15 protein-coding genes and 1 pseudogene are annotated in these 20,855 nt (G+C 50.0%); 11 read left to right on the top strand and 5 right to left on the bottom strand.

Annotated features, from left to right (window positions below):
* Positions 1-62: 62 nt before the first annotated feature.
* Both ACLJPE_RS06665 and ACLJPE_RS06660 read left to right on the top strand, forming a co-directional pair.
* Complete coding sequence (locus ACLJPE_RS06665) at positions 63-1,211, top strand: MFS transporter (RefSeq protein ID WP_039513079.1); 1,149 nt, start codon at positions 63-65, stop codon at positions 1,209-1,211.
* A gap of 217 nt (positions 1,212-1,428) precedes the next feature.
* Positions 1,429-2,850 carry an APC family permease gene (locus ACLJPE_RS06660; RefSeq protein WP_001134260.1) on the top strand — a complete coding sequence of 474 codons (1,422 nt, stop codon included), beginning with the start codon at positions 1,429-1,431 and terminating at the stop codon, positions 2,848-2,850.
* A 281-nt stretch (positions 2,851-3,131) separates the two neighbouring features.
* Here ACLJPE_RS06660 and pflA read toward each other — a convergent pair whose 3' ends face one another.
* Positions 3,132-3,929, bottom strand: coding sequence for a pyruvate formate lyase 1-activating protein (gene pflA, locus ACLJPE_RS06655; protein ID WP_000067928.1), 798 nt, complete (start codon positions 3,927-3,929; stop codon positions 3,132-3,134).
* A gap of 118 nt (positions 3,930-4,047) precedes the next feature.
* Positions 4,048-4,374: pseudogene (locus tag ACLJPE_RS06650) on the bottom strand (cytoplasmic protein).
* A 130-nt stretch (positions 4,375-4,504) separates the two neighbouring features.
* Here ACLJPE_RS06650 and sopD2 point away from each other — a divergent pair.
* Positions 4,505-5,464, top strand: coding sequence for a type III secretion system effector SopD2 (gene sopD2, locus ACLJPE_RS06645; protein WP_001145572.1), 960 nt, complete (start codon positions 4,505-4,507; stop codon positions 5,462-5,464).
* A 71-nt stretch (positions 5,465-5,535) separates the two neighbouring features.
* Here the strand turns inward: sopD2 and pflB are convergent, their stop codons facing one another.
* The 3 genes from pflB to ycaO all read right to left on the bottom strand — a co-directional run bounded on the left by pflB (position 5,536) and on the right by ycaO (position 10,900).
* Positions 5,536-7,818 carry a formate C-acetyltransferase gene (gene pflB, locus ACLJPE_RS06640; protein WP_001292803.1) on the bottom strand — a complete coding sequence of 761 codons (2,283 nt, stop codon included), beginning with the start codon at positions 7,816-7,818 and terminating at the stop codon, positions 5,536-5,538.
* A 59-nt stretch (positions 7,819-7,877) separates the two neighbouring features.
* Positions 7,878-8,735, bottom strand: a complete 858-nt coding sequence (gene focA / locus ACLJPE_RS06635) for a formate transporter FocA (RefSeq protein ID WP_000642539.1) — start codon at positions 8,733-8,735, stop codon at positions 7,878-7,880.
* Between the two features lie 404 nt (positions 8,736-9,139).
* Positions 9,140-10,900: a 30S ribosomal protein S12 methylthiotransferase accessory factor YcaO gene (gene ycaO, locus ACLJPE_RS06630; RefSeq protein WP_000194826.1), complete on the bottom strand. Its 1,761-nt coding sequence runs from the start codon at positions 10,898-10,900 to the stop codon at positions 9,140-9,142.
* Positions 10,901-11,036: 136 nt separating this feature from the next.
* Here ycaO and ACLJPE_RS06625 point away from each other — a divergent pair, with 136 nt between their 5' ends.
* The 8 genes from ACLJPE_RS06625 to ACLJPE_RS06590 all read left to right on the top strand — a co-directional run bounded on the left by ACLJPE_RS06625 (position 11,037) and on the right by ACLJPE_RS06590 (position 20,838).
* Positions 11,037-11,729 carry a DUF421 domain-containing protein gene (locus ACLJPE_RS06625; RefSeq protein WP_000642868.1) on the top strand — a complete coding sequence of 231 codons (693 nt, stop codon included), beginning with the start codon at positions 11,037-11,039 and terminating at the stop codon, positions 11,727-11,729.
* A gap of 185 nt (positions 11,730-11,914) precedes the next feature.
* Positions 11,915-13,003 (top strand): 3-phosphoserine/phosphohydroxythreonine transaminase, encoded by a 1,089-nt coding sequence (gene serC / locus ACLJPE_RS06620; protein WP_000079590.1) that lies wholly within the window; start codon positions 11,915-11,917, stop codon positions 13,001-13,003.
* Positions 13,004-13,073: 70 nt separating this feature from the next.
* On the top strand, positions 13,074-14,357 hold the full coding sequence (gene aroA, locus ACLJPE_RS06615; protein ID WP_000445190.1) for a 3-phosphoshikimate 1-carboxyvinyltransferase: 1,284 nt from the start codon (positions 13,074-13,076) through the stop codon (positions 14,355-14,357).
* Positions 14,358-14,499: 142 nt separating this feature from the next.
* Positions 14,500-15,261: a M48 family metallopeptidase gene (locus tag ACLJPE_RS06610; RefSeq protein ID WP_000792301.1), complete on the top strand. Its 762-nt coding sequence runs from the start codon at positions 14,500-14,502 to the stop codon at positions 15,259-15,261.
* A 172-nt stretch (positions 15,262-15,433) separates the two neighbouring features.
* Positions 15,434-16,117: a (d)CMP kinase gene (cmk, locus tag ACLJPE_RS06605; protein WP_000125007.1), complete on the top strand. Its 684-nt coding sequence runs from the start codon at positions 15,434-15,436 to the stop codon at positions 16,115-16,117.
* Between the two features lie 113 nt (positions 16,118-16,230).
* On the top strand, positions 16,231-17,904 hold the full coding sequence (gene rpsA, locus ACLJPE_RS06600) for a 30S ribosomal protein S1 (RefSeq protein WP_000140324.1): 1,674 nt from the start codon (positions 16,231-16,233) through the stop codon (positions 17,902-17,904).
* Positions 17,905-18,059: 155 nt separating this feature from the next.
* Complete coding sequence (gene ihfB, locus ACLJPE_RS06595) at positions 18,060-18,344, top strand: integration host factor subunit beta (protein ID WP_000167332.1); 285 nt, start codon at positions 18,060-18,062, stop codon at positions 18,342-18,344.
* A 229-nt stretch (positions 18,345-18,573) separates the two neighbouring features.
* Positions 18,574-20,838, top strand: a complete 2,265-nt coding sequence (locus ACLJPE_RS06590; RefSeq protein WP_000705778.1) for a ComEC family protein — start codon at positions 18,574-18,576, stop codon at positions 20,836-20,838.
* Positions 20,839-20,855: the final 17 nt, after the last annotated feature.

Below are 20,855 nucleotides of genomic sequence, written 5' to 3'. Positions count from 1 at the left end.
GACAATGTTTTTGGCGATGGCATGATGCGCATGAAATTTGAACTTCCTCACGGTTTTTATTCATGTCCACCTATACCCGTCCCGTCATGCTTTTGCTGTGCGGGCTACTTTTGTTGACCCTGGCCATTGCGGTACTGAATACGCTTGTGCCGCTGTGGCTTGCTCAGGCAAACCTTCCGACCTGGCAGGTGGGGATGGTCAGCTCGTCTTATTTTACCGGCAATCTGGTCGGGACGTTATTTACCGGGTATTTAATTAAACGCATTGGGTTTAACCGTAGCTATTATCTTGCCTCGCTGATCTTCGCCGCGGGTTGTGTCGGGTTGGGCGTGATGGTGGGGTTCTGGAGCTGGATGAGCTGGCGTTTTATTGCCGGTATCGGCTGCGCCATGATTTGGGTGGTTGTCGAAAGCGCGTTGATGTGCAGCGGAACCTCGCATAATCGCGGGCGCCTGCTGGCTGCCTATATGATGGTCTATTACATGGGGACCTTCCTTGGACAATTATTGGTCAGTAAAGTATCTGGTGAATTGCTGCACGCCCTTCCCTGGGTGACCGGAATGATTCTGGCGGGAATTCTGCCGCTACTCTTTACCCGAATTGTAAATCAGCAAACGCAGGCACGTCATTCCTCTTCTATTAGCGCCATGCTGAAGCTACGCCAGGCGCGTCTTGGCGTGAATGGTTGCATTATTTCCGGCATTGTTCTTGGTTCATTATATGGCCTGATGCCGTTATATCTGAAGCATCAGGGGATGGCTAACGCCAGCATCGGTTTCTGGATGGCGGTGCTGGTGAGCGCCGGCATTTTGGGGCAATGGCCAATGGGACGTCTGGCGGACAAATTTGGTCGCTTGCTGGTGTTACGCGTACAGGTCTTCGTTGTCATACTCGGTAGTATTGCCATGTTAACCCAGGCGGCGATGGCGCCAGCTCTGTTTATTCTGGGGGCGGCGGGTTTTACGCTTTATCCTGTTGCAATGGCCTGGGCCTGTGAAAAAGTCGAACACCACCAGCTTGTGGCAATGAACCAGGCACTGTTGTTAAGTTATACAGTAGGGAGCCTGTTGGGGCCGTCTTTTGCTGCGATGTTAATGCAGAATTATTCAGATAATCTGCTGTTTATTATGATCGCCAGCGTATCGTTTATTTATCTGCTGATGCTGTTACGTAACGCCGGCCAGACGCCTAATCCTGTCGCCCACATCTAACTGTTCTCTGAATCGTATGCAGGACGTGAGTCTTGCATACTCTTTGTTTATGTTTTACGTAAAATAATTGACCTGCATAATTTTCTTGCTTTACTGAAAAATAAAATGTGCCGAAGGTTATAATTTTGCGCTCCTCTATTTTCTCTCTTCGTCTTTACCGCGCATAATTCCCCGCTTCATTTATAGTAATAGCATTGTGTTCACGAAGGATCACGTTATGCCGAATGTGCAGGAAAAACAGTTGCGATGGTACAACATCGCCCTGATGTCGTTTATTACCGTTTGGGGATTCGGCAATGTTGTCAATAACTATGCTAACCAGGGGTTAGTGGTTGTCTTCTCCTGGGTGTTTATTTTTGCGCTCTATTTTATTCCTTATGCCTTAATCGTGGGGCAACTGGGCTCAACCTTCAAAGAGGGAAAAGGGGGCGTCAGTACCTGGATTAAGCATACGATGGGGCCGGGGTTGGCTTACCTTGCGGCATGGACTTATTGGGTCGTGCATATTCCCTACCTGGCGCAAAAGCCGCAGGCGATACTCATTGCATTGGGATGGGCTTTAAAAGGCGACGGCTCGTTGATAAAAGAATATACCGTCGTTGCCTTGCAGGGGCTGACGCTGGCATTGTTTGTTTTCTTTATGTGGGTTGCTTCCAGGGGGATGAAATCGCTAAAGGTTGTTGGGTCTGTGGCCGGGATTGCCATGTTTATCATGTCAATTTTATATGTTGTGATGGCAGTGACCGCGCCAGCAATTACAAACGTTGAAATTGCGACCGCAAACATCACCTGGCAGTCATTTATTCCTCATATCGATTTTACCTATATCACCACTATCTCTATGTTGGTCTTTGCGGTTGGTGGGGCAGAGAAGATCTCGCCTTATGTCAACCAGACGCGGAATCCAGGAAAAGAATTTCCGAAGGGGATGCTCTTTTTAGCCGTCATGGTTGCGGTCTGCGCTATCCTCGGTTCGTTGGCGATGGGAATGATGTTTGATTCCCGGCATATACCTGACGATTTAATGACCAATGGGCAATATTATGCATTCCAGAAATTGGGTGAGTATTACCATATGGGTAATTCATTAATGGTGATTTATGCCATTGCCAATACTCTGGGGCAAATCGCCGCGCTGGTGTTTTCTATTGATGCGCCACTAAAAGTATTGCTGGGTGATGCAGACAGTAAATATATCCCGCAGCGCTTATGTCGTACTAACGCTTCAGGTACGCCAGTTAACGGTTATTTGCTGACATTGGTGTTGGTCGCTATCTTGATTATGTTGCCAACGCTTGGCATCGGCGATATGAACAACCTGTACAAATGGCTGCTTAATCTCAACTCAGTTGTTATGCCGCTGCGCTATCTGTGGGTATTTGTCGCCTTTATTGCTGTCATTCGACTGGCGCAAAAGTACAAACCCGAATATGTGTTTATTCGCAACCGGGCGTTGGCGTTAACTGTGGGAATATGGTGTTTTGCCTTCACCGCGTTTGCCTGCCTTACCGGTATTTTCCCCAAAATGGAGGCGTTCACACCGGAGTGGACATTCCAGCTGACGTTGAACATCGTGACGCCTTTTGTCCTGGTCGGGTTGGGATTAATTTTCCCACTGCTGGCGCGTAGAAACACATAACGACGCTCTTTTCCACGGCGCTCCTGTCAGGCGAGCGCCTTTTAAGGTCACAGGTGCCTGGGTTCCAGGCGGAGACCATGGTATTAACAGGCACCGGGTCAGCAATAGTTGTCAGACCTTCAACCCAGCAGCAGATAAGCGTAATACCTGGTAAGCGCAATATTGTTAACCAGGCCTGTCTGACGGCGGAGTCGGGTATTTTAGCGGTAAGAGCGTTATCCAGACAGCAAAACGGCTACCGTCACGGGTAGCCGTTTAAAAGCGGATAAGATAGCAGGCGATTAATACATCACTTTATGACCATACTGCTCAAGAATGCCCTTCACACGCTCCATGGTCTCTTTTTTAGGCGGCTTCACGCCATCCAGTTTATATTCTTCGCCCATTGCCACCCATTTATGTTTGCCCAGCTCATGATAGGGCAGCAGTTCGATTTTTTCGACATTCCCCATATCGCGGGTAAACTCACCCAGGCGATGCGCGGAATCATCGTCGTCAGACCAGCCGGGAACGACAACGTAACGGATCCAGACCTTCACATTTTTCTTTGATAAATACTGAGCGAATTCCAGCGTCCGGTGATTAGAGACACCGACCAGATTCTGGTGGATCTCATCATTCATCTGCTTGAGATCGAGCATCACCAGATCGGTAACGTCCAGCAGTTCATCAATCACTGGGTCATAACGGCGCACAAAGCCGTTGGTGTCGAGACAGGTGTGGATACCTTCTTTTTTACAGGCGCGAAACCAGTCGCGTACAAATTCTGCCTGCAAAATGGCCTCGCCGCCGGATGCCGTCACGCCGCCGCCAGAAGCATTCATAAAATGCCGATAGGTCACCACCTCTTTCATTAAGTCTTCAACGGTGATTTCTTTACCGCCATGCGTATCCCATGTGTCGCGGTTATGGCAATACAGGCAGCGCATCAGGCAGCCCTGGAAAAAGGTAATAAAGCGGATGCCTGGGCCATCAACGGTGCCACAGGACTCAAAGGAGTGAATGCGACCAATAACCGGCTTTTTATCAGCAGTTACTGCAACACTTTCATTTGTAATACAATCGGTTAAGTTACTCATATCGCTTCGGCTAGCTCTAAATAACATGGGGTTTATGGACACATTCCGGGCATGTTGAGCACCCTGGTAAGGGGGTTGCATCCTGTAAAAAAGCGGTACTGCGAGCGTAAATTTTGGACTACAGAATGTGTGGCTGTTCCAGAATGTGCTGCAATGGAGCTATTTTACCTCTATTCAGTATAAAATATACGGCAAATCTATGCTGTATAACTTGCACCACCAGAAATTCTGGCTCATTCATCAGCTCGTAACGCCCGAACCGCAATACATACTGCAAGTGTATCATCCATAGCGCCCTGGTTTTGCTGTTTATGATCCGCCTCTTTTTTCAAATGGTTGGCGCCGTTTTGTTGTGGTCAGAACGAAAATAATTTTCAACATAATTCAGATGTGTCCAAAGAACGTTATGCGCTGTCCAGCGCCTGGCGCCGCATTCAACATGCAATCAGGTCTAAATCTGATGTTATTTCTAAAGCCGGACTGATTCAATCTCTTAAATAGAGTGTGGCTTTAATCAAAAAATGAGAGCAACGGATTGAATTTTGCTTTCGCGGTAAATAATCAAAGGAGTTATTATGCCAGTTACGTTAAGTTTTGGTAATCGTCATAACTATGAAGTTAATGCTTCACGGCTAGTCCGTTTGATGAGTTCTGACAAAGAAGAAGCGCTATACATGGGGGTATGGGATAGATTTAAGGACTGCTTCAGAACACACAAAAAAAGAGAGGTGCTGGAGGTATTATATACACTCATCCATGGATGTGAACGTGAAAATCAAGCTGACCTTAATGTTGATACAGTCGGCATGGAGAAGATATATGCCTTTGCACAATTAAAACAATATGCTAATCCATCTCAACAAGACCGCTTTGTTATGCGTTTTGATGTGAGTCAGACACAAGTTTCATTTGAGATTGATGGCAAGGTTATTGATAAATGTAATTTGCATCGTATCCTCAATGTTTCAGAAAACTGTATTTTTAAAGTGATGGAAGAAGATGAAGAAGAGTTGTTTTTTAAAGTATGTATTAAGTATGGAGAAAAAATTGCTTGCTATCCAGAATTATTAGAAAACTTTGCTTTTAAACTTAGGCAGGAAGTTAATGAAGATGATGAAATTAAGGATGAAGTTTATAAGCTTATGCGATCTGGAGAAGATCGAAAAATGGCATGTGTTGAATGGAATGGTACGCTTACTGAGGATGAGATGGATAAACTACGCTGTCTCCAAATGGGGTCTTTTGAGATTTCTACCCAATTTTGTAAAATAGGTTACTGGGAATTAGAGGGAGAAGTCCTGTTTGATATGTTTCATCCAACACTTATCTATCTGCTACATGGATATATGCCGTCATTGTCATGTGATTTTACAGAAGCTAACACCATGCTGTTTTCTGATGTATTAAATAAGGATTATGATGATTATCAAAATAATAAAAGAGAAATTGATGCTATTCTGAGAAGAATATATAGATCACATAATAACACTTTATTTATAAGTAAAAATTCTGGTTGTCGAAATATGCTTTTATAAAAATTAAAAAGGCCCCACTGACATGGAGCCTTTTTTGTACGCTTTTTATAGCGTAATTTCAGTCAAACCCATTACATGGTCTGCGTGAAGGTACGAGTAATAACGTCCTGCTGCTGTTCTTTCGTCAGGGAGTTAAAACGTACTGCGTAACCAGATACACGGATGGTCAGCTGCGGATATTTTTCCGGATGTTCCATCGCGTCCAGCAGCATTTCACGGTTCATGACGTTGACGTTCAGGTGCTGACCGCCTTCGATGGACGCTTCGTGGTGGAAGTAACCATCCATCAGACCTGCCAGGTTAGTCTTACGAACTTCGTCGTCTTTACCCAGTGCGTTCGGAACGATAGAGAAGGTATAAGAAATACCATCTTTCGCGTAAGCAAACGGCAGTTTAGCAACGGAGGTCAGAGAAGCGACAGCGCCTTTCTGGTCACGACCGTGCATCGGGTTAGCACCTGGTCCGAACGGCGCGCCAGCACGACGACCATCCGGGGTGTTACCAGTTTTCTTACCATACACAACGTTAGAAGTGATGGTCAGAACAGACTGCGTCGGGATAGCGCCACGGTAGGTGGTCAGTTTCTGAATTTTCTTCATGAAACGTTCTACCAGGTCAACCGCCATGTCATCTACACGAGCGTCGTTGTTACCAAACTGCGGGTATTCGCCTTCGATTTCGAAGTCGATAGCCAGACCATCTTCGTCACGAATCGGTTTAACTTTCGCATATTTGATGGCAGACAGGGAGTCAGCCGCAACGGACAGACCTGCGATACCACACGCCATGGTGCGGATAACGTCACGGTCATGCAGCGCCATCAGAGAGGCTTCGTAGCTGTACTTGTCGTGCATGTAGTGGATAACGTTCAGCGCGGTGACATACTGTTTAGCCAGCCAGTCCATGAAGTGATCCATGCGATCCATCACTTCGTCGAAGTTCAGAACATCGCCTTTGATCGGTTCGGATTTCGGACCAACCTGCATTTTCAGTTTTTCATCAACGCCGCCGTTGATTGCATACAGCATGGTTTTCGCCAGGTTTGCACGCGCGCCGAAGAACTGCATTTGTTTACCAACGATCATCGGGCTTACGCAGCATGCGATAGCGTAGTCATCGTTGTTGAAGTCCGGACGCATCAGGTCATCGTTCTCGTACTGCAGAGAAGAGGTGTCGATGGAGACTTTAGCGGCGAATTTCTTGAAGTTCAGCGGCAGTTTTTCAGACCACAGAACGGTGATGTTCGGCTCCGGAGACGGCCCCATGGTGTACAGGGTGTTCAGGAAGCGGAAGCTGTTTTTGGTGACCAGAGTACGGCCGTCAACGCCCATACCACCGATAGATTCGGTTGCCCAAATCGGGTCGCCGGAGAACAGTTCATCATATTCCGGAGTACGCAGGAAGCGAACCATACGCAGTTTCATGACCAGGTGGTCAATCATTTCCTGTGCGTCTTGCTCGGTGATTTTGCCTGCTTTCAGGTCACGTTCGATGTACGCATCCAGGAAGGTGGATACACGACCGAAGGACATTGCTGCGCCGTTCTGAGATTTAACCGCAGCCAGGTAACCGAAGTAAGTCCACTGGATTGCTTCCTGAGCGTTAGTCGCCGGGCCAGAGATATCGCAGCCGTATTTAGCTGCCATTTCTTTGATCTGACCCAGAGCGCGGTGCTGTTCAGCGATTTCTTCACGCAGACGGATAGTCGCTTCCAGATTTACGCCGTTTTCCAGATCGGATTGCAGAGACGTAAACTGCGCGAATTTGTCTTTCATCAGGTAGTCGATACCGTACAGCGCTACGCGACGGTAGTCACCGATGATACGGCCACGGCCATACGCATCCGGCAGACCGGTCAGAACGCCAGATTTACGGCAACGCAGGATGTCCGGAGTATAAACGTCGAATACGCCCTGGTTGTGGGTCTTACGGTATTCGGTGAAGATTTTTTTGAGCATTGGGTCCAGCTCGCGATTGTACGCTTTGCAGGAACCTTCAACCATTTTGATACCGCCGAACGGGATAATCGCACGCTTCAGCGGAGCTTCAGTCTGCAGACCAACAATTTTCTCAAGCGCTTTGTTGATGTAGCCAGCGTCGTGAGAAGTGATGGTGGAAGCAACGGAGGTGTCAAAGTCAACAGGCGCGTGAGTGCGGTTTTCCTGTTTAACGCCTTCCATTACGCTGTCCCACAGCTTGGTGGTCGCGTCAGTAGCGCCAGCCAGGAAGGACTCGTCACCCTCATACGGAGTGTAGTTTTTCTGAATGAAGTCACGGACGTTTACTTCATTCTGCCAGTCACCTTTGGTAAAACCTTCCCAGGCTGTGGCTAACTTTTCATTAAGCTCGGACATGTAACACCTACCTTCTTAAGTGGATTTTTTATTTACTGCGTGTAATGGGCATCAACAGATTAATGATGCTCGTTACCACGCAGGTAAATGACCCAGTATGTCAACCCGACCAACAAACCGCCGCCGATAATATTACCGATCGTGACCGGAATCAGGTTATCAGTGATGAAGCTCATCACGGTCAGGTGAGAAAAACTTTCCGGAGACGAACCGACTGCGGTCCAAAACTCCGGTGTAGCGAAATCGCGTATTACAATACCCATAGGAATCATAAACATGTTTGCGATACTGTGCTCAAAACCGCTGGCGACAAACATGGCGACGGGCAGTACCATGATGAACGCTTTGTCCATCAGGCTACGACCTGAATAGCTCATCCACACGGCCAGACAAACCATCAGGTTCGCCAGAATACCGAGGCAGACAGCTTCAATAAAAGTGTGGTGCATTTTGTGGTCGGCGGTTTGCAGGACGTTAAGTCCCCATTGACCGTTGGCAGTCATATACTCGCCGGAAAGCCACATCAGTAACACGAAAAGCAGAGCGCCAATCAGGTTACCAAAATAGACGTTTAACCAGTTTTTAGCCAGTTGCCCCCAGGTGATGCGACCGCTAGCTTTAGCTACAACGATCAGAACAGTAGAGGTGAAAAGATCAGCGCCGCAAATAACACAGAGAATCAGTCCCAAAGAGAAACAGATACCCCCGATAAGTTTCGCCATGCCATAAGGCATCGCGCCAGTACCGGTTGTCGCAGTAATATAAAAAACAAAGGCAATTGAAATGAATACGCCGGCGGTAATCGCCAGATAGAAAGTCTTAAGCGGATGTTTCGTTGCTTTATAGACGCCTGCTTCTTCAGCCACTTTGGCCATTGCTGCAGGGAGTAAAAGGTCAAAAGGGTTGTCAGCTTTCACACTAACTCTCTCTTTATTAAGTCGGCGACGAGATACTAACAAAGCATTATAGATGAGAATTTGATATAGATCATATCTCGCCTGGCTTATAGGCCCGTAAGTCGCATGGCTTTTATGCAATTACGGTGTAACTTTTTGATTATACTAATAAAAATAAATTTTAAAAATTATAAATAGAGTTGAATTTTTTCCTGACTCCTCCTGCTGCACGGTTAATTAATATGGAGTAATCAACAAATAAAGTAACATCACTATGTCAATTAATTTAATATCAACAACCAATATTTAACCTTGTTATTACATTTTTCGCCGTTTAGCGAAAATAAATAAAACGGGGCCGCAAAGGCGCCCCGTAATATAACGCAGCCGAGAGGGTAAACCTACCCTAAGTCACTCATATGGCCTTATTTTGACCAGTATGCCGCTTTCGCACGCTGTAATTTATCATACGCTTTTAACAAGGACTGATGCGCCGGGAACGCTTGTAGATCGTGGTCGACAGCCGGTAGCCCGTAAAAAGCCGCTTCACCGCTAAGCGCAGCGCTGGCGGCTTCTACAGCCTCCGCGCCATACATTTTTATAAAAGCATTGAGATATTGCAGCGGCTGACGCGCATCTTCTTGCGACAGGAGCAGCAGCGTTTGCAGGCAACGGTAATAGTTTGCGCGTGCCGGACTAAAGACCGACGAATTGAACTCCATCGTCCATTCTGTCCAGATTAGCGCCTGCTCCAAATCGCCGCCCGCTAACGCTAGCATTGCTTTTAATTCGCCGACGCGCAGTGTATACCAACCATTGTCCGCTCCGGTCGCCAGACCCAACAGTTCACGCACGCGGGTGAAATCGTCAAAACCTTCTTCATCCAATTGTTCAATCAGATTGAGATAGTCTTCTTTATTCCAGGCGCTACCGGGCAGCGAAAGCAGAGTCTCACGAAGATGGCTACCCATATTGTTGTTGGCCAGCCACAGATCTTCGGCAGGATAAATATCAGACATTCCCGGTACGATAATACGACAGGCGTATACGCCAAGATGCTCGTAATCGGCAATGTAAACTTCTTTATCTTCAGCAGTAAAGATGGCCATCAGCGTGGCGAATTCTTCTTCGGTAGTGCCGGAAAAACTCCAGTCCGTGAACGGGTAATCGGCGTCCTGTTTGAACAGATCCCAGGAAATCAGGCCGCTGGAGTCGATGAAGTGGGTCTCCAGATTAGTGTGCTCCGCGACTTCTTCATCATCGAACGTTGGCGGGGTGAAGACATCAAGATCTTTCAGACCGCGTCCCTGGAGTAGTTCGGTCACTGTACGTTCCAACGCAACGCCAAAGTCAGGATGGGCGCCAAAAGAAGCAAAGCAGGTACCGTTAGCCGGGTTGAACAGCACGACGCAGATAACCGGATACTTACCGCCCAGCGAGCCGTCATAGGCGAAAATCGGGAAACCCTCGGCTTCCAGCGTGGCGATTGACTCCATTACCGCCGGATAACGCGCCATCACCTCTGCGGGAATCTCCGGCAGACTGATACTTTCTGCAATGATACGATTTTTCACATAGCGCTCGAAGACTTCCGACAGTCCCTGAACGCGGGCTTCATTACGCGTATTGCCGGCGGACATTCCGTTAGAGACATACAGGTTGCCGATAATATTCATCGGAATATACACGGTCTGGTTATCGGACTGACGGGTAAATGGCAGGCCGCAGACGCCGCGTTCTTCATTGCCGGACTGAAGATCAATTAACTGGCTTCCGGTGAGTTCATTTTCCGGATCGTAAAACGCGCGCAGACGGGCATCAAGCAAGCCTTCCGGTACGTCGTCATTTTCAGTCAGCGGGAACCACTTTTCATTCGGATAATGCACGAATGGCCCGTTGGCAACCGTTTCGCCAAGCCAGAAATCAGCAAAAAAGTAGTTGGTTGACAGACGCTCGAAGTATTCGCCCAGCGCCGAGGCCAGCGCCGCTTTTTTGGTCGCGCCTTTTCCGTTGGTAAAGCATAACGCGCACTCTTTATCGCGAATATGCACTGACCAGACGTTTGGCACCGGGTTCAGCCAGGAGGCCTCTTCGATGTGAAAGCCGAGGTCGAGTAACTTTTGCTGGAAGCGGGCGATGGAGTCTTCCAGCGCGGCGTCTTTGCCGGGAATAAATGTTTGCGTCATGAAAATCACTTTTGTCGTACGGAAAGCGCGCAATGATACGGGTTTTATGTGACGGGCGCTATCTCGCCGGGACATCGGCGGAAATAAAAGTATTGGCTATGCTTTTACACTGGAATTCACAGGAAGAGCATAAAAAATGAAAGCATTTGATTTGCAACGAATGGCGCTGGATAACGTGCCGGTAGCGTTTTTGGGGGAAGTGGCGCTACGTAGCTTTTACACCTTTGTTCTGGTGTTTCTTTTCTTAAAGGTGACAGGACGACGCGGCGTACGGCAAATGTCGCTTTTTGAAGTGCTGATCATTTTGACATTGGGGTCGGCGGCAGGCGACGTCGCGTTTTATGATGACGTTCCGATGCTCCCTGTTCTGGTGGTATTCATCACCCTGGCGCTGCTCTATCGCCTGGTCATGTGGCTGATGGCGCATAGTGAAAAGTTGGAAGATCTGCTGGAAGGCAAGTCGGTAGTCATTGTTGAAGACGGCGAACTGGCGTGGGAAAAACTGCAGCGCTCGAACATGACGGAGTTTGAGTTTTTTATGGAGCTTCGCTTGAATGGCGTTGAGCAACTGGGGCAGGTCAGACTGGCCATCCTGGAGACAAACGGACAAATCAGCGTCTATTTCTTTGAAAATAAAGACGTTAAGCCGGGGTTAAGCATTCTTCCTGAGCACTGTACGCCACGCTTTATCGTGGCGCCGGAGGCTGGCGACTATGCCTGCGTACGTTGCAGTGAAGTGATACGCATGAACGTCGGGGAAAAGCAATTATGTCCGCGCTGCGCAAATCCAGAATGGACGAAGGCAAGCCGGGCTAAACGCGTTGTTTAACAGCGAAAATATCGGATTTATACGGTTAATCCGGAAGATTCTGTTGTGTGACGCATGCCGCATTTTCTCCTCGCATTGTTTTACCCATTGCGGCGCGTGTCACTGAATGATAAAACCGATATTCACATGAATAACGTTTGCCTGATGTCTGTCAGGCAGGAAACAATGCAGCGTGGTGAGGGGAAATGGCTCAGGTCTTTAATTTTAGTTCAGGTCCGGCGATGCTACCGGCGGAAGTACTTAAACTGGCGCAACAGGAACTGCGTGACTGGCACGGTCTTGGTACGTCGGTAATGGAAATTAGCCATCGAGGCAAAGAGTTTATCCAGGTCGCTGAAGAGGCGGAGCAGGATTTTCGCGATCTCCTTAATATCCCCTCCAACTATAAAGTTTTATTTTGTCACGGCGGCGGTCGCGGGCAGTTTGCTGGCGTGCCGCTCAATCTGCTGGGCGATAAAACCACGGCGGATTATGTCGATGCTGGTTACTGGGCGGCGAGCGCCATCAAAGAAGCCAAAAAATACTGTGCGCCGCAGATTATCGACGCCAAAATCACCGTTGACGGCAAACGTGCCGTAAAACCGATGCGCGAGTGGCAGCTTTCCGATAACGCCGCTTATTTACACTATTGCCCGAATGAGACTATTGACGGCATCGCCATCGATGAAACGCCGGATTTTGGCCCGGAGGTGGTCGTCACGGCGGACTTTTCTTCTACCATCCTGTCTGCGCCGCTGGACGTCTCTCGCTATGGCGTAATTTATGCTGGCGCGCAGAAGAATATCGGTCCGGCAGGACTGACGCTGGTTATCGTCCGGGAGGATCTGTTAGGCAAGGCGCATGAGAGTTGCCCGTCCATCCTCGACTACACCGTCCTGAATGATAACGACTCGATGTTTAATACGCCGCCGACTTTCGCCTGGTATCTTTCCGGCCTGGTGTTCAAATGGTTGAAAGCGCAGGGCGGCGTGGCGGCGATGCACAAAATCAATCAGCAAAAAGCGGAGTTGCTGTACGGTGTGATTGATAACAGCGATTTCTACCGTAACGATGTCGCACAGGCCAACCGTTCGCGGATGAACGTTCCGTTCCAGTTAGCGGACAATGCGCTGGACAAGGTCTTTCTGGAAGAGTCTTTCGCCGCCGGTCTGCACGCCTTAAAAGGGCACCGTGTTGTTGGCGGTATGCGCGCCTCTATCTATAACGCCATGCCGATTGAAGGGGTGAAAGCGCTGACCGATTTCATGATCGATTTTGAGCGTCGCCACGGCTAATACGTTTCTTTTTTCATCCCCACGGCCAGTCTGTGGGGTTTTTATTTCTGTTTTTTGAGAGTTGAGTTTCATGGAATCCCTGACGTTACAACCCATCGCGCGGGTCGATGGCGCCATTAATTTACCTGGCTCCAAAAGTGTTTCAAACCGTGCTTTGCTCCTGGCGGCTTTAGCTTGTGGTAAAACCGTTCTGACGAATCTGCTGGATAGCGATGACGTCCGCCATATGCTCAATGCCCTGAGCGCGTTGGGGATCAATTACACCCTTTCTGCCGATCGCACCCGCTGTGATATCACGGGTAATGGCGGCGCATTACGTGCGCCAGGCGCTCTGGAACTGTTTCTCGGTAATGCCGGAACCGCGATGCGTCCGTTAGCGGCAGCGCTATGTCTGGGGCAAAATGAGATAGTGTTAACCGGCGAACCGCGTATGAAAGAGCGTCCGATAGGCCATCTGGTTGATTCGCTGCGCCAGGGCGGGGCGAATATTGATTACCTGGAGCAGGAAAACTATCCGCCCCTGCGTCTGCGCGGCGGTTTTACCGGCGGCGACATTGAGGTTGATGGTAGCGTTTCCAGCCAGTTCCTGACCGCTCTGCTGATGACTGCGCCGCTGGCGCCTGAAGACACAACTATTCGCGTTAAAGGCGAACTGGTATCAAAGCCTTACATCGATATCACGCTAAATTTAATGAAAACCTTTGGCGTGGAGATAACGAACCATCACTACCAACAATTTGTCGTGAAGGGCGGTCAACAGTATCACTCTCCGGGTCGCTATCTGGTCGAGGGCGATGCCTCGTCAGCGTCCTATTTTCTCGCCGCCGGGGCGATAAAAGGCGGCACGGTAAAAGTGACCGGAATTGGCCGCAAAAGTATGCAGGGCGATATTCGTTTTGCCGATGTGCTGGAGAAAATGGGCGCGACCATTACCTGGGGCGATGATTTTATTGCCTGCACGCGCGGCGAATTGCACGCCATAGATATGGATATGAACCATATTCCGGATGCGGCGATGACGATTGCCACCACGGCGCTGTTTGCGAAAGGAACCACGACGTTGCGCAATATTTATAACTGGCGAGTGAAAGAAACCGATCGCCTGTTCGCGATGGCGACCGAGCTACGTAAAGTGGGCGCTGAAGTCGAAGAAGGGCACGACTATATTCGTATCACGCCGCCGGCGAAGCTCCAACACGCGGATATTGGCACGTACAACGACCACCGTATGGCGATGTGTTTCTCACTGGTCGCACTGTCCGATACGCCAGTCACGATCCTGGACCCTAAATGTACCGCAAAAACGTTCCCTGATTATTTCGAACAACTGGCGCGAATGAGTACGCCTGCCTAAGTCTTCTGTTGCGCCAGTCGACGGGCTGGCGCGCCGAGTCCGCATTCGCACTATTTTTACAATTATGACTAATGCTAATTTGTTGATGATTTAACACATTGATTTATGTGTTTTTTATAATAGTTATCAACGGAAGATTAGTATGAAAAATAAATCATTATTACTGGCGGTGGCGATTTCCGCTACGCTACTGGCAGGATGTAAAAATGGCGTGAATGGCAATTTAATCGCCAGTTCCGGCATGTCAGCCTACAAAGCCGCCACACTGTCCGATGCGGATGTTAAGGCATTATCTAATAATGCCTGTAAACAAATGGACAGCGAGAATCAACTGGCAGGTTCGAAAAGCAAATACACCAAACGTCTGAGCAAAATCGCCAAAGCGCTGGGTAACAACATTGACGGTACGCCGGTTAGCTATAAAGTCTATATGACCAGCGATATCAACGCATGGGCGATGGCGAACGGTTGCGTTCGCGTATACTCCGGCCTGATGGATCTGATGACCGATAATGAAATTGAAGGCGTACTGGGCCATGAACTGGGCCATGTCTCTTTAGGGCACTCCCGCAAGGCAATGCAGACCGCCTATGCCACGCTGGCGGCTCGCGATGCGATTTCCGCCACCAGCGGTGTCGCAGCGCAGCTTTCCCAGTCTCAATTGGGCGATCTGGCGGAAGGCGTCATCAATTCGGCGTTTTCTCGCAGTCAGGAGTCGGATGCGGATGATTTCTCTTACGATCTGCTGAAAAAACGTGGGATTAACACCCAGGGCTTAGTCACGGCATTCGATAAATTCGCCACAATGGACGCAGGTCATGCAAAATCATTGATGGACTCCCACCCGGCCTCAGCCGATCGCGCGCAGCATATGCGCGACAGAATTGCCGAAGATAAAAAGTAAATCATTGTCATCTTTCGGGCTGGTTTCTCGCCGGCCCGCTATAATTGCGCAATTATTCCGCATCTGATTACAGACAAAACTGGTTTTTGCACGCAACGTTAACGGTCGCGAGCGTTGGCGCGTATAATGCGCGGCGTTTACGTTAACGGTACGCCTGTTTAAGGAGATAAAGATGACGGCAATTGCCCCGGTAATAACCATTGATGGCCCAAGCGGTGCAGGTAAAGGCACCTTGTGCAAAGCAATGGCGGAAGCATTGCAATGGCATCTGCTGGATTCCGGCGCGATATACCGCGTACTGGCGCTGGCGGCATTGCACCACCATGTCGATCTCGCCTCTGAAGATGCGCTGGTGCCGCTGGCGTCCCATCTGGACGTGCGTTTCGTCTCAACGGACGGCAACCTGGAAGTTATCCTGGAAGGCGAGGACGTTAGCGGCGAAATCCGTACGCAGGAAGTCGCGAACGCGGCATCCCAGGTGGCGGCATTCCCACGCGTGCGTGAAGCGCTTCTTCGCCGCCAACGTGCATTCCGCGAAGCGCCTGGTTTAATCGCCGATGGACGCGATATGGGGACCGTGGTCTTCCCGGATGCGCCGGTAAAAATTTTCCTTGACGCCTCCTCGGAGGAACGTGCGCATCGACGTATGCTACAGTTGCAGGAGAATGGCTTTAGTGTTAACTTTGAACGCCTTTTGGCCGAGATCAAGGAACGCGACGATCGCGATCGTAATCGCGCTGTAGCGCCGTTAGTTCCTGCTGCTGATGCATTAGTTTTGGATTCTACCCGATTAAGCATTGAGCAAGTGATTGAAAAAGCGTTACAATATGCGCGCCAAAAATTGGCTCTCGCTTAAATGCGACCGAATTTGTAGTACCCCCGTTGCAAAGGATTGACAGCGGGTATGTTAAACAACCCCATCCGGCACGGAGCCAGGTGGACGTTAAATATGAAACCTGAAGATTAAACATGACTGAATCTTTTGCTCAACTCTTTGAAGAATCCTTAAAAGAAATCGAAACCCGCCCGGGTTCCATCGTTCGTGGTGTTGTTGTTGCTATCGACAAAGACGTAGTACTGGTTGACGCCGGTCTGAAATCTGAGTCTGCCATTCCGGCTGAGCAGTTCAAAAACGCCCAGGGCGAACTGGAAATCCAGGTTGGTGACGAAGTTGACGTTGCTCTGGATGCAGTAGAAGACGGCTTCGGTGAAACTCTGCTCTCTCGTGAGAAAGCTAAACGTCACGAAGCATGGATCACGCTGGAAAAAGCTTACGAAGATGCTGAAACTGTTACCGGTGTTATCAACGGCAAAGTTAAGGGTGGCTTCACTGTTGAGCTGAACGGTATTCGCGCGTTCCTGCCGGGTTCTCTGGTAGACGTTCGTCCGGTGCGTGACACTCTGCACCTGGAAGGCAAAGAGCTTGAATTCAAAGTAATCAAGCTGGACCAGAAACGTAACAACGTTGTGGTTTCTCGTCGTGCCGTTATCGAATCCGAAAACAGCGCAGAACGCGATCAGCTGCTGGAAAACCTGCAGGAAGGCATGGAAGTTAAAGGTATCGTTAAGAACCTCACTGACTACGGTGCATTCGTTGATCTGGGCGGCGTTGACGGCCTGCTGCACATCACTGATATGGCCTGGAAACGCGTTAAGCATCCGAGCGAAATCGTGAACGTTGGCGACGAAATCAACGTGAAAGTGCTGAAATTCGACCGCGAGCGTACCCGTGTATCCCTGGGCCTGAAACAGCTGGGCGAAGATCCGTGGGTAGCTATCGCTAAACGTTATCCGGAAGGTACCAAACTGACCGGTCGCGTGACCAACCTGACCGACTACGGCTGCTTCGTTGAAATCGAAGAAGGCGTTGAAGGCCTGGTTCACGTTTCCGAAATGGACTGGACCAACAAAAACATCCACCCGTCCAAAGTGGTTAACGTTGGCGACGTAGTGGAAGTGATGGTTCTGGATATCGACGAAGAACGTCGTCGTATCTCCCTGGGTCTGAAGCAGTGCAAATCTAACCCGTGGCAGCAGTTCGCAGAAACCCACAACAAGGGCGACCGCGTTGAAGGTAAAATCAAGTCTATCACTGACTTCGGTATCTTCATCGGCCTGGACGGCGGCATCGACGGCCTGGTTCACCTGTCTGACATCTCCTGGAACGTTGCAGGCGAAGAAGCAGTTCGTGAATACAAAAAAGGCGACGAAATCGCTGCAGTTGTTCTGCAGGTTGACGCAGAACGTGAACGTATCTCCCTGGGCGTTAAACAGCTCGCAGAAGATCCGTTCAACAACTGGGTTGCTCTGAACAAGAAAGGCGCTATCGTAACCGGTAAAGTCACTGCAGTTGACGCGAAAGGCGCAACCGTAGAACTGGCTGACGGCGTTGAAGGTTACCTGCGTGCTTCTGAAGCATCCCGTGACCGCGTTGAAGATGCGACTCTGGTTCTGAGCGTTGGCGACGACGTTGAAGCTAAATTCACCGGCGTTGATCGTAAAAACCGCGCAATCAGCCTGTCTGTTCGTGCGAAAGACGAAGCTGACGAGAAAGATGCCATCGCAACTGTTAACAAACAGGAAGATGCAAACTTCTCTAACAACGCAATGGCTGAAGCATTCAAAGCAGCTAAAGGCGAGTAATCCTCTGAAACTTCGGGCCTTTTAGTCCGAAGTATAACGAGATTACTTGACAGATTGCAGGTTTCGGCCTGTAATCAAGCACTAAGGGCGGCTACGGCCGCCCTTAATCAATCTCACGGCTGCAGCCAATTTGCCTTTAAGGAACCGGAGGAATCATGACCAAGTCAGAATTGATTGAAAGACTTGCAACCCAGCAATCTCACATTCCCGCTAAGGCGGTTGAAGACGCGGTAAAAGAGATGCTGGAGCATATGGCCTCGACTCTTGCGCAGGGCGAGCGTATTGAAATCCGCGGTTTCGGCAGTTTTTCTTTGCATTACCGCGCGCCTCGTACCGGACGTAACCCCAAGACCGGCGATAAAGTGGAACTGGAAGGAAAATACGTTCCTCACTTTAAACCGGGTAAAGAACTGCGCGATCGCGCCAATATTTACGGTTAAGTTTTAACGCAAAACTTGAACCCGAAAAAAGCACCTCCAGGGTGCTTTTTTCATTTATACGCCGTCAGGCGCAAACGCTATTCGACCGAAAACTGGAAAACGTTTCGCATTTTTTGCTGCGTCTTACATTTATCAGGTAAAAAACCTGGAATCCGCGCCGTATAGCACAAAATCCCCTCCAGACAATGGCGTCCTGAACCTGCACACTTTCCCGCACAGGGAGGTGTCTATGAAGATAACGACGGTCAGCGTATGCGTAGTATGCGGCATACTTCCGCTCATGATATTGCCAGTATTACCTGACACGTGGATTCTCGCGGTGCTGTTTTGTCTGGCATGTTTGCTTTGCCTCATACCCCATCACTATGCGCGCTACGCGGCATTAACCTTGCTCTTTTTCATGTGGGGGATATTTGCCGCCAGGCAGGCCATCTGGGCGGGAAACGTCCTGCCCGCCGCGACGCAGGAGGCGACAGTCGTCATTACTGCCACCGATCATATGACCACTCATTATGGGCGAATCACCCATTTGCGCGGAAAGCCGCTCTTTCCTGCTGTAGGGATTGTCCTGCATGGCCAGTACTTACCCACGGAAGTGTGTGCCGGGCAACAGTGGGCGATGACGCTGAAGGTCAGAGCGGTACACGGACAGCTTAACGAAGGCGGTTTTGATAGCCAACGTTACGCGCTGGCGCAGCACCAACCGTTGACCGGGCGTTTTCTACAGGCTAAAGCGATTAAACCTGAGTGTAGCTTGCGTGGGCGCTATCTTGCTTCGCTTCGCGCTACGCTTGCGCCTTATCCGTGGCAACAGGTTATTCTGGCGTTGGGAATGGGGGAGCGGGGAGAGGTGTCGCAGGAGGTGAAGGCCGTTATGCGCGATACGGGGACTGCCCATTTGATGGCGATTTCCGGCCTGCATATCGCTTTTGCCGCGTTATTGGCTGCCGGATTAATCCGTGGCGGACAATTCTTTTTGCCGGCCAGATGGATTCGTTGGCAGACGCCATTGCTGGGCGGCATTCTTTGCGCGATATGTTATGCCTGGCTTACCGGTTTACAACCGCCTGCGCTGCGCACGGTGGCGGCACTGAGCGTCTGGGGAGGATTAAAATTAAGCGGACGACAGTGGAGCGGCTGGCAAGTCTGGTGCTGCTGTCTGGCCGCGATTATTTTCGCCGACCCTGTGGCGGTTATATCACAAAGTCTTTGGCTGTCAGCATTTGCGGTTGCCGGCCTGTTATTCTGGTATCAGTGGTTTCCTGCGCCAAACGGAAATTTTCCACGGGGCTTACGCTGGTTGCTTAACCTGCTTCACCTACAGGCAGGCATTACACTTCTGCTTTTGCCTCTCCAGGTGGCGCTTTTTCATGGCATAAGCGTTACCGCAATGCTGGCGAATCTTTTTGCCGTACCCTGGGTCACATTTGTGACGGTTCCACTCATCCTGGCGGGAATGGTTCTGCATTTAACCGGGCCGTTTTTTCTTGAAGAGTGGGTATGGTACCTGACCGATCGCGCGTTAGCCGCGCTATTTTACCTGTTGAATGCTTTACCGCAGGGCTGGGTGAATATTGATAACCGTTGGCAGTGGCTGACGTTTTTGCCCTGGCTAATGCTTATCGCGTGGCGATTAAACGTCTGGCGTACCTGGCCGGCGGTCTGTTTATGCGGGTTATTGTTGATGAGCTGGCCACTCTGGCGACCGATAAACGCCAGCGGATGGCAGGTGCATATGCTGGATGTCGGTCAGGGGCTGGCGATAGCGATCGTCAGGGGCGATAAAGTAATACTCTACGATACCGGTCGGGCATGGCCGGAGGGCGACAGCGGGCAACAGGTTATTATTCCCTGGTTGCGCTGGCATAATCTGACGCCGGAGGGCGTTATTTTGAGTCATGAGCATCTGGATCATCGGGGCGGGCTGCGTTCGCTACAGCAGGTCTGGCCGTCAATGTGGATTCGCAGCCCATTAGGCTGGCAGGGACATTTGCCCTGTTTTCGCGGCGAGCAGTGGCAATGGCAGGGGCTAACGTTTCAGGCGCACTGGCCGTTACGCAAAAGTGCCGATCGAGGAAATAACCGCTCCTGTGTGGTCAAAGTGGATGACGGTGTACATAGCATCCTGCTCACGGGCGATATCGAAGCTGGCGCTGAACAAAAAATGCTAAGTCGTTACTGGCGACATCTTGCGGCGACGTTTATCCAGGTGCCGCATCATGGTAGTAATACGTCGTCGTCGCTACCATTTATTCAGCGCGTACATGGTGAAGCGGCGCTGGCGTCCGCATCGCGCTATAACGCATGGCGGCTGCCGTCCCGCAAGGTAAAACAGCGCTACCGACAGCAGGCGTATCAGTGGTTTGATACACCCCACCAGGGGCAAATTTCGCTGCGGTTTTCTCCGCAGGGCTGGCGCATACAAGGCTTACGGGATCAAATTTTACCTCGCTGGTATCATCAGTGGTTTGGCGTGTCCGAGGATAACGGGTAGAATATGCGGCTATTTCA

Source organism: Salmonella sp. SAL04196 (genome assembly GCF_046550835.1).
In the GTDB taxonomy this organism is placed as follows: Bacteria; Pseudomonadota; Gammaproteobacteria; order Enterobacterales; family Enterobacteriaceae; genus Salmonella; species Salmonella enterica.
The sequence above is the reverse complement of the archived record's forward strand: the minus strand, read 5'-3'. Positions and strand labels throughout refer to the sequence as shown.

Bases quoted from the DNA above. Each gene is read 5' to 3' on its own strand.
- ACLJPE_RS06665 (WP_039513079.1), top strand. From the start codon at position 63: ATGTCCACCTATACCCGTCCCGTCATGCTTTTGCTGTGCGGGCTACTT.
- ACLJPE_RS06660 (WP_001134260.1), top strand. From the start codon at position 1,429: ATGCCGAATGTGCAGGAAAAACAGTTGCGATGGTACAACATCGCCCTG.
- pflA (WP_000067928.1), bottom strand. From the start codon at position 3,929: ATGAGTAACTTAACCGATTGTATTACAAATGAAAGTGTTGCAGTAACT.
- sopD2 (WP_001145572.1), top strand. From the start codon at position 4,505: ATGCCAGTTACGTTAAGTTTTGGTAATCGTCATAACTATGAAGTTAAT.
- pflB (WP_001292803.1), bottom strand. From the start codon at position 7,818: ATGTCCGAGCTTAATGAAAAGTTAGCCACAGCCTGGGAAGGTTTTACC.
- ycaO (WP_000194826.1), bottom strand. From the start codon at position 10,900: ATGACGCAAACATTTATTCCCGGCAAAGACGCCGCGCTGGAAGACTCC.
- ACLJPE_RS06625 (WP_000642868.1), top strand. From the start codon at position 11,037: ATGAAAGCATTTGATTTGCAACGAATGGCGCTGGATAACGTGCCGGTA.
- serC (WP_000079590.1), top strand. From the start codon at position 11,915: ATGGCTCAGGTCTTTAATTTTAGTTCAGGTCCGGCGATGCTACCGGCG.
- aroA (WP_000445190.1), top strand. From the start codon at position 13,074: ATGGAATCCCTGACGTTACAACCCATCGCGCGGGTCGATGGCGCCATT.
- ACLJPE_RS06610 (WP_000792301.1), top strand. From the start codon at position 14,500: ATGAAAAATAAATCATTATTACTGGCGGTGGCGATTTCCGCTACGCTA.
- cmk (WP_000125007.1), top strand. From the start codon at position 15,434: ATGACGGCAATTGCCCCGGTAATAACCATTGATGGCCCAAGCGGTGCA.
- rpsA (WP_000140324.1), top strand. From the start codon at position 16,231: ATGACTGAATCTTTTGCTCAACTCTTTGAAGAATCCTTAAAAGAAATC.
- ihfB (WP_000167332.1), top strand. From the start codon at position 18,060: ATGACCAAGTCAGAATTGATTGAAAGACTTGCAACCCAGCAATCTCAC.
- ACLJPE_RS06590 (WP_000705778.1), top strand. From the start codon at position 18,574: ATGAAGATAACGACGGTCAGCGTATGCGTAGTATGCGGCATACTTCCG.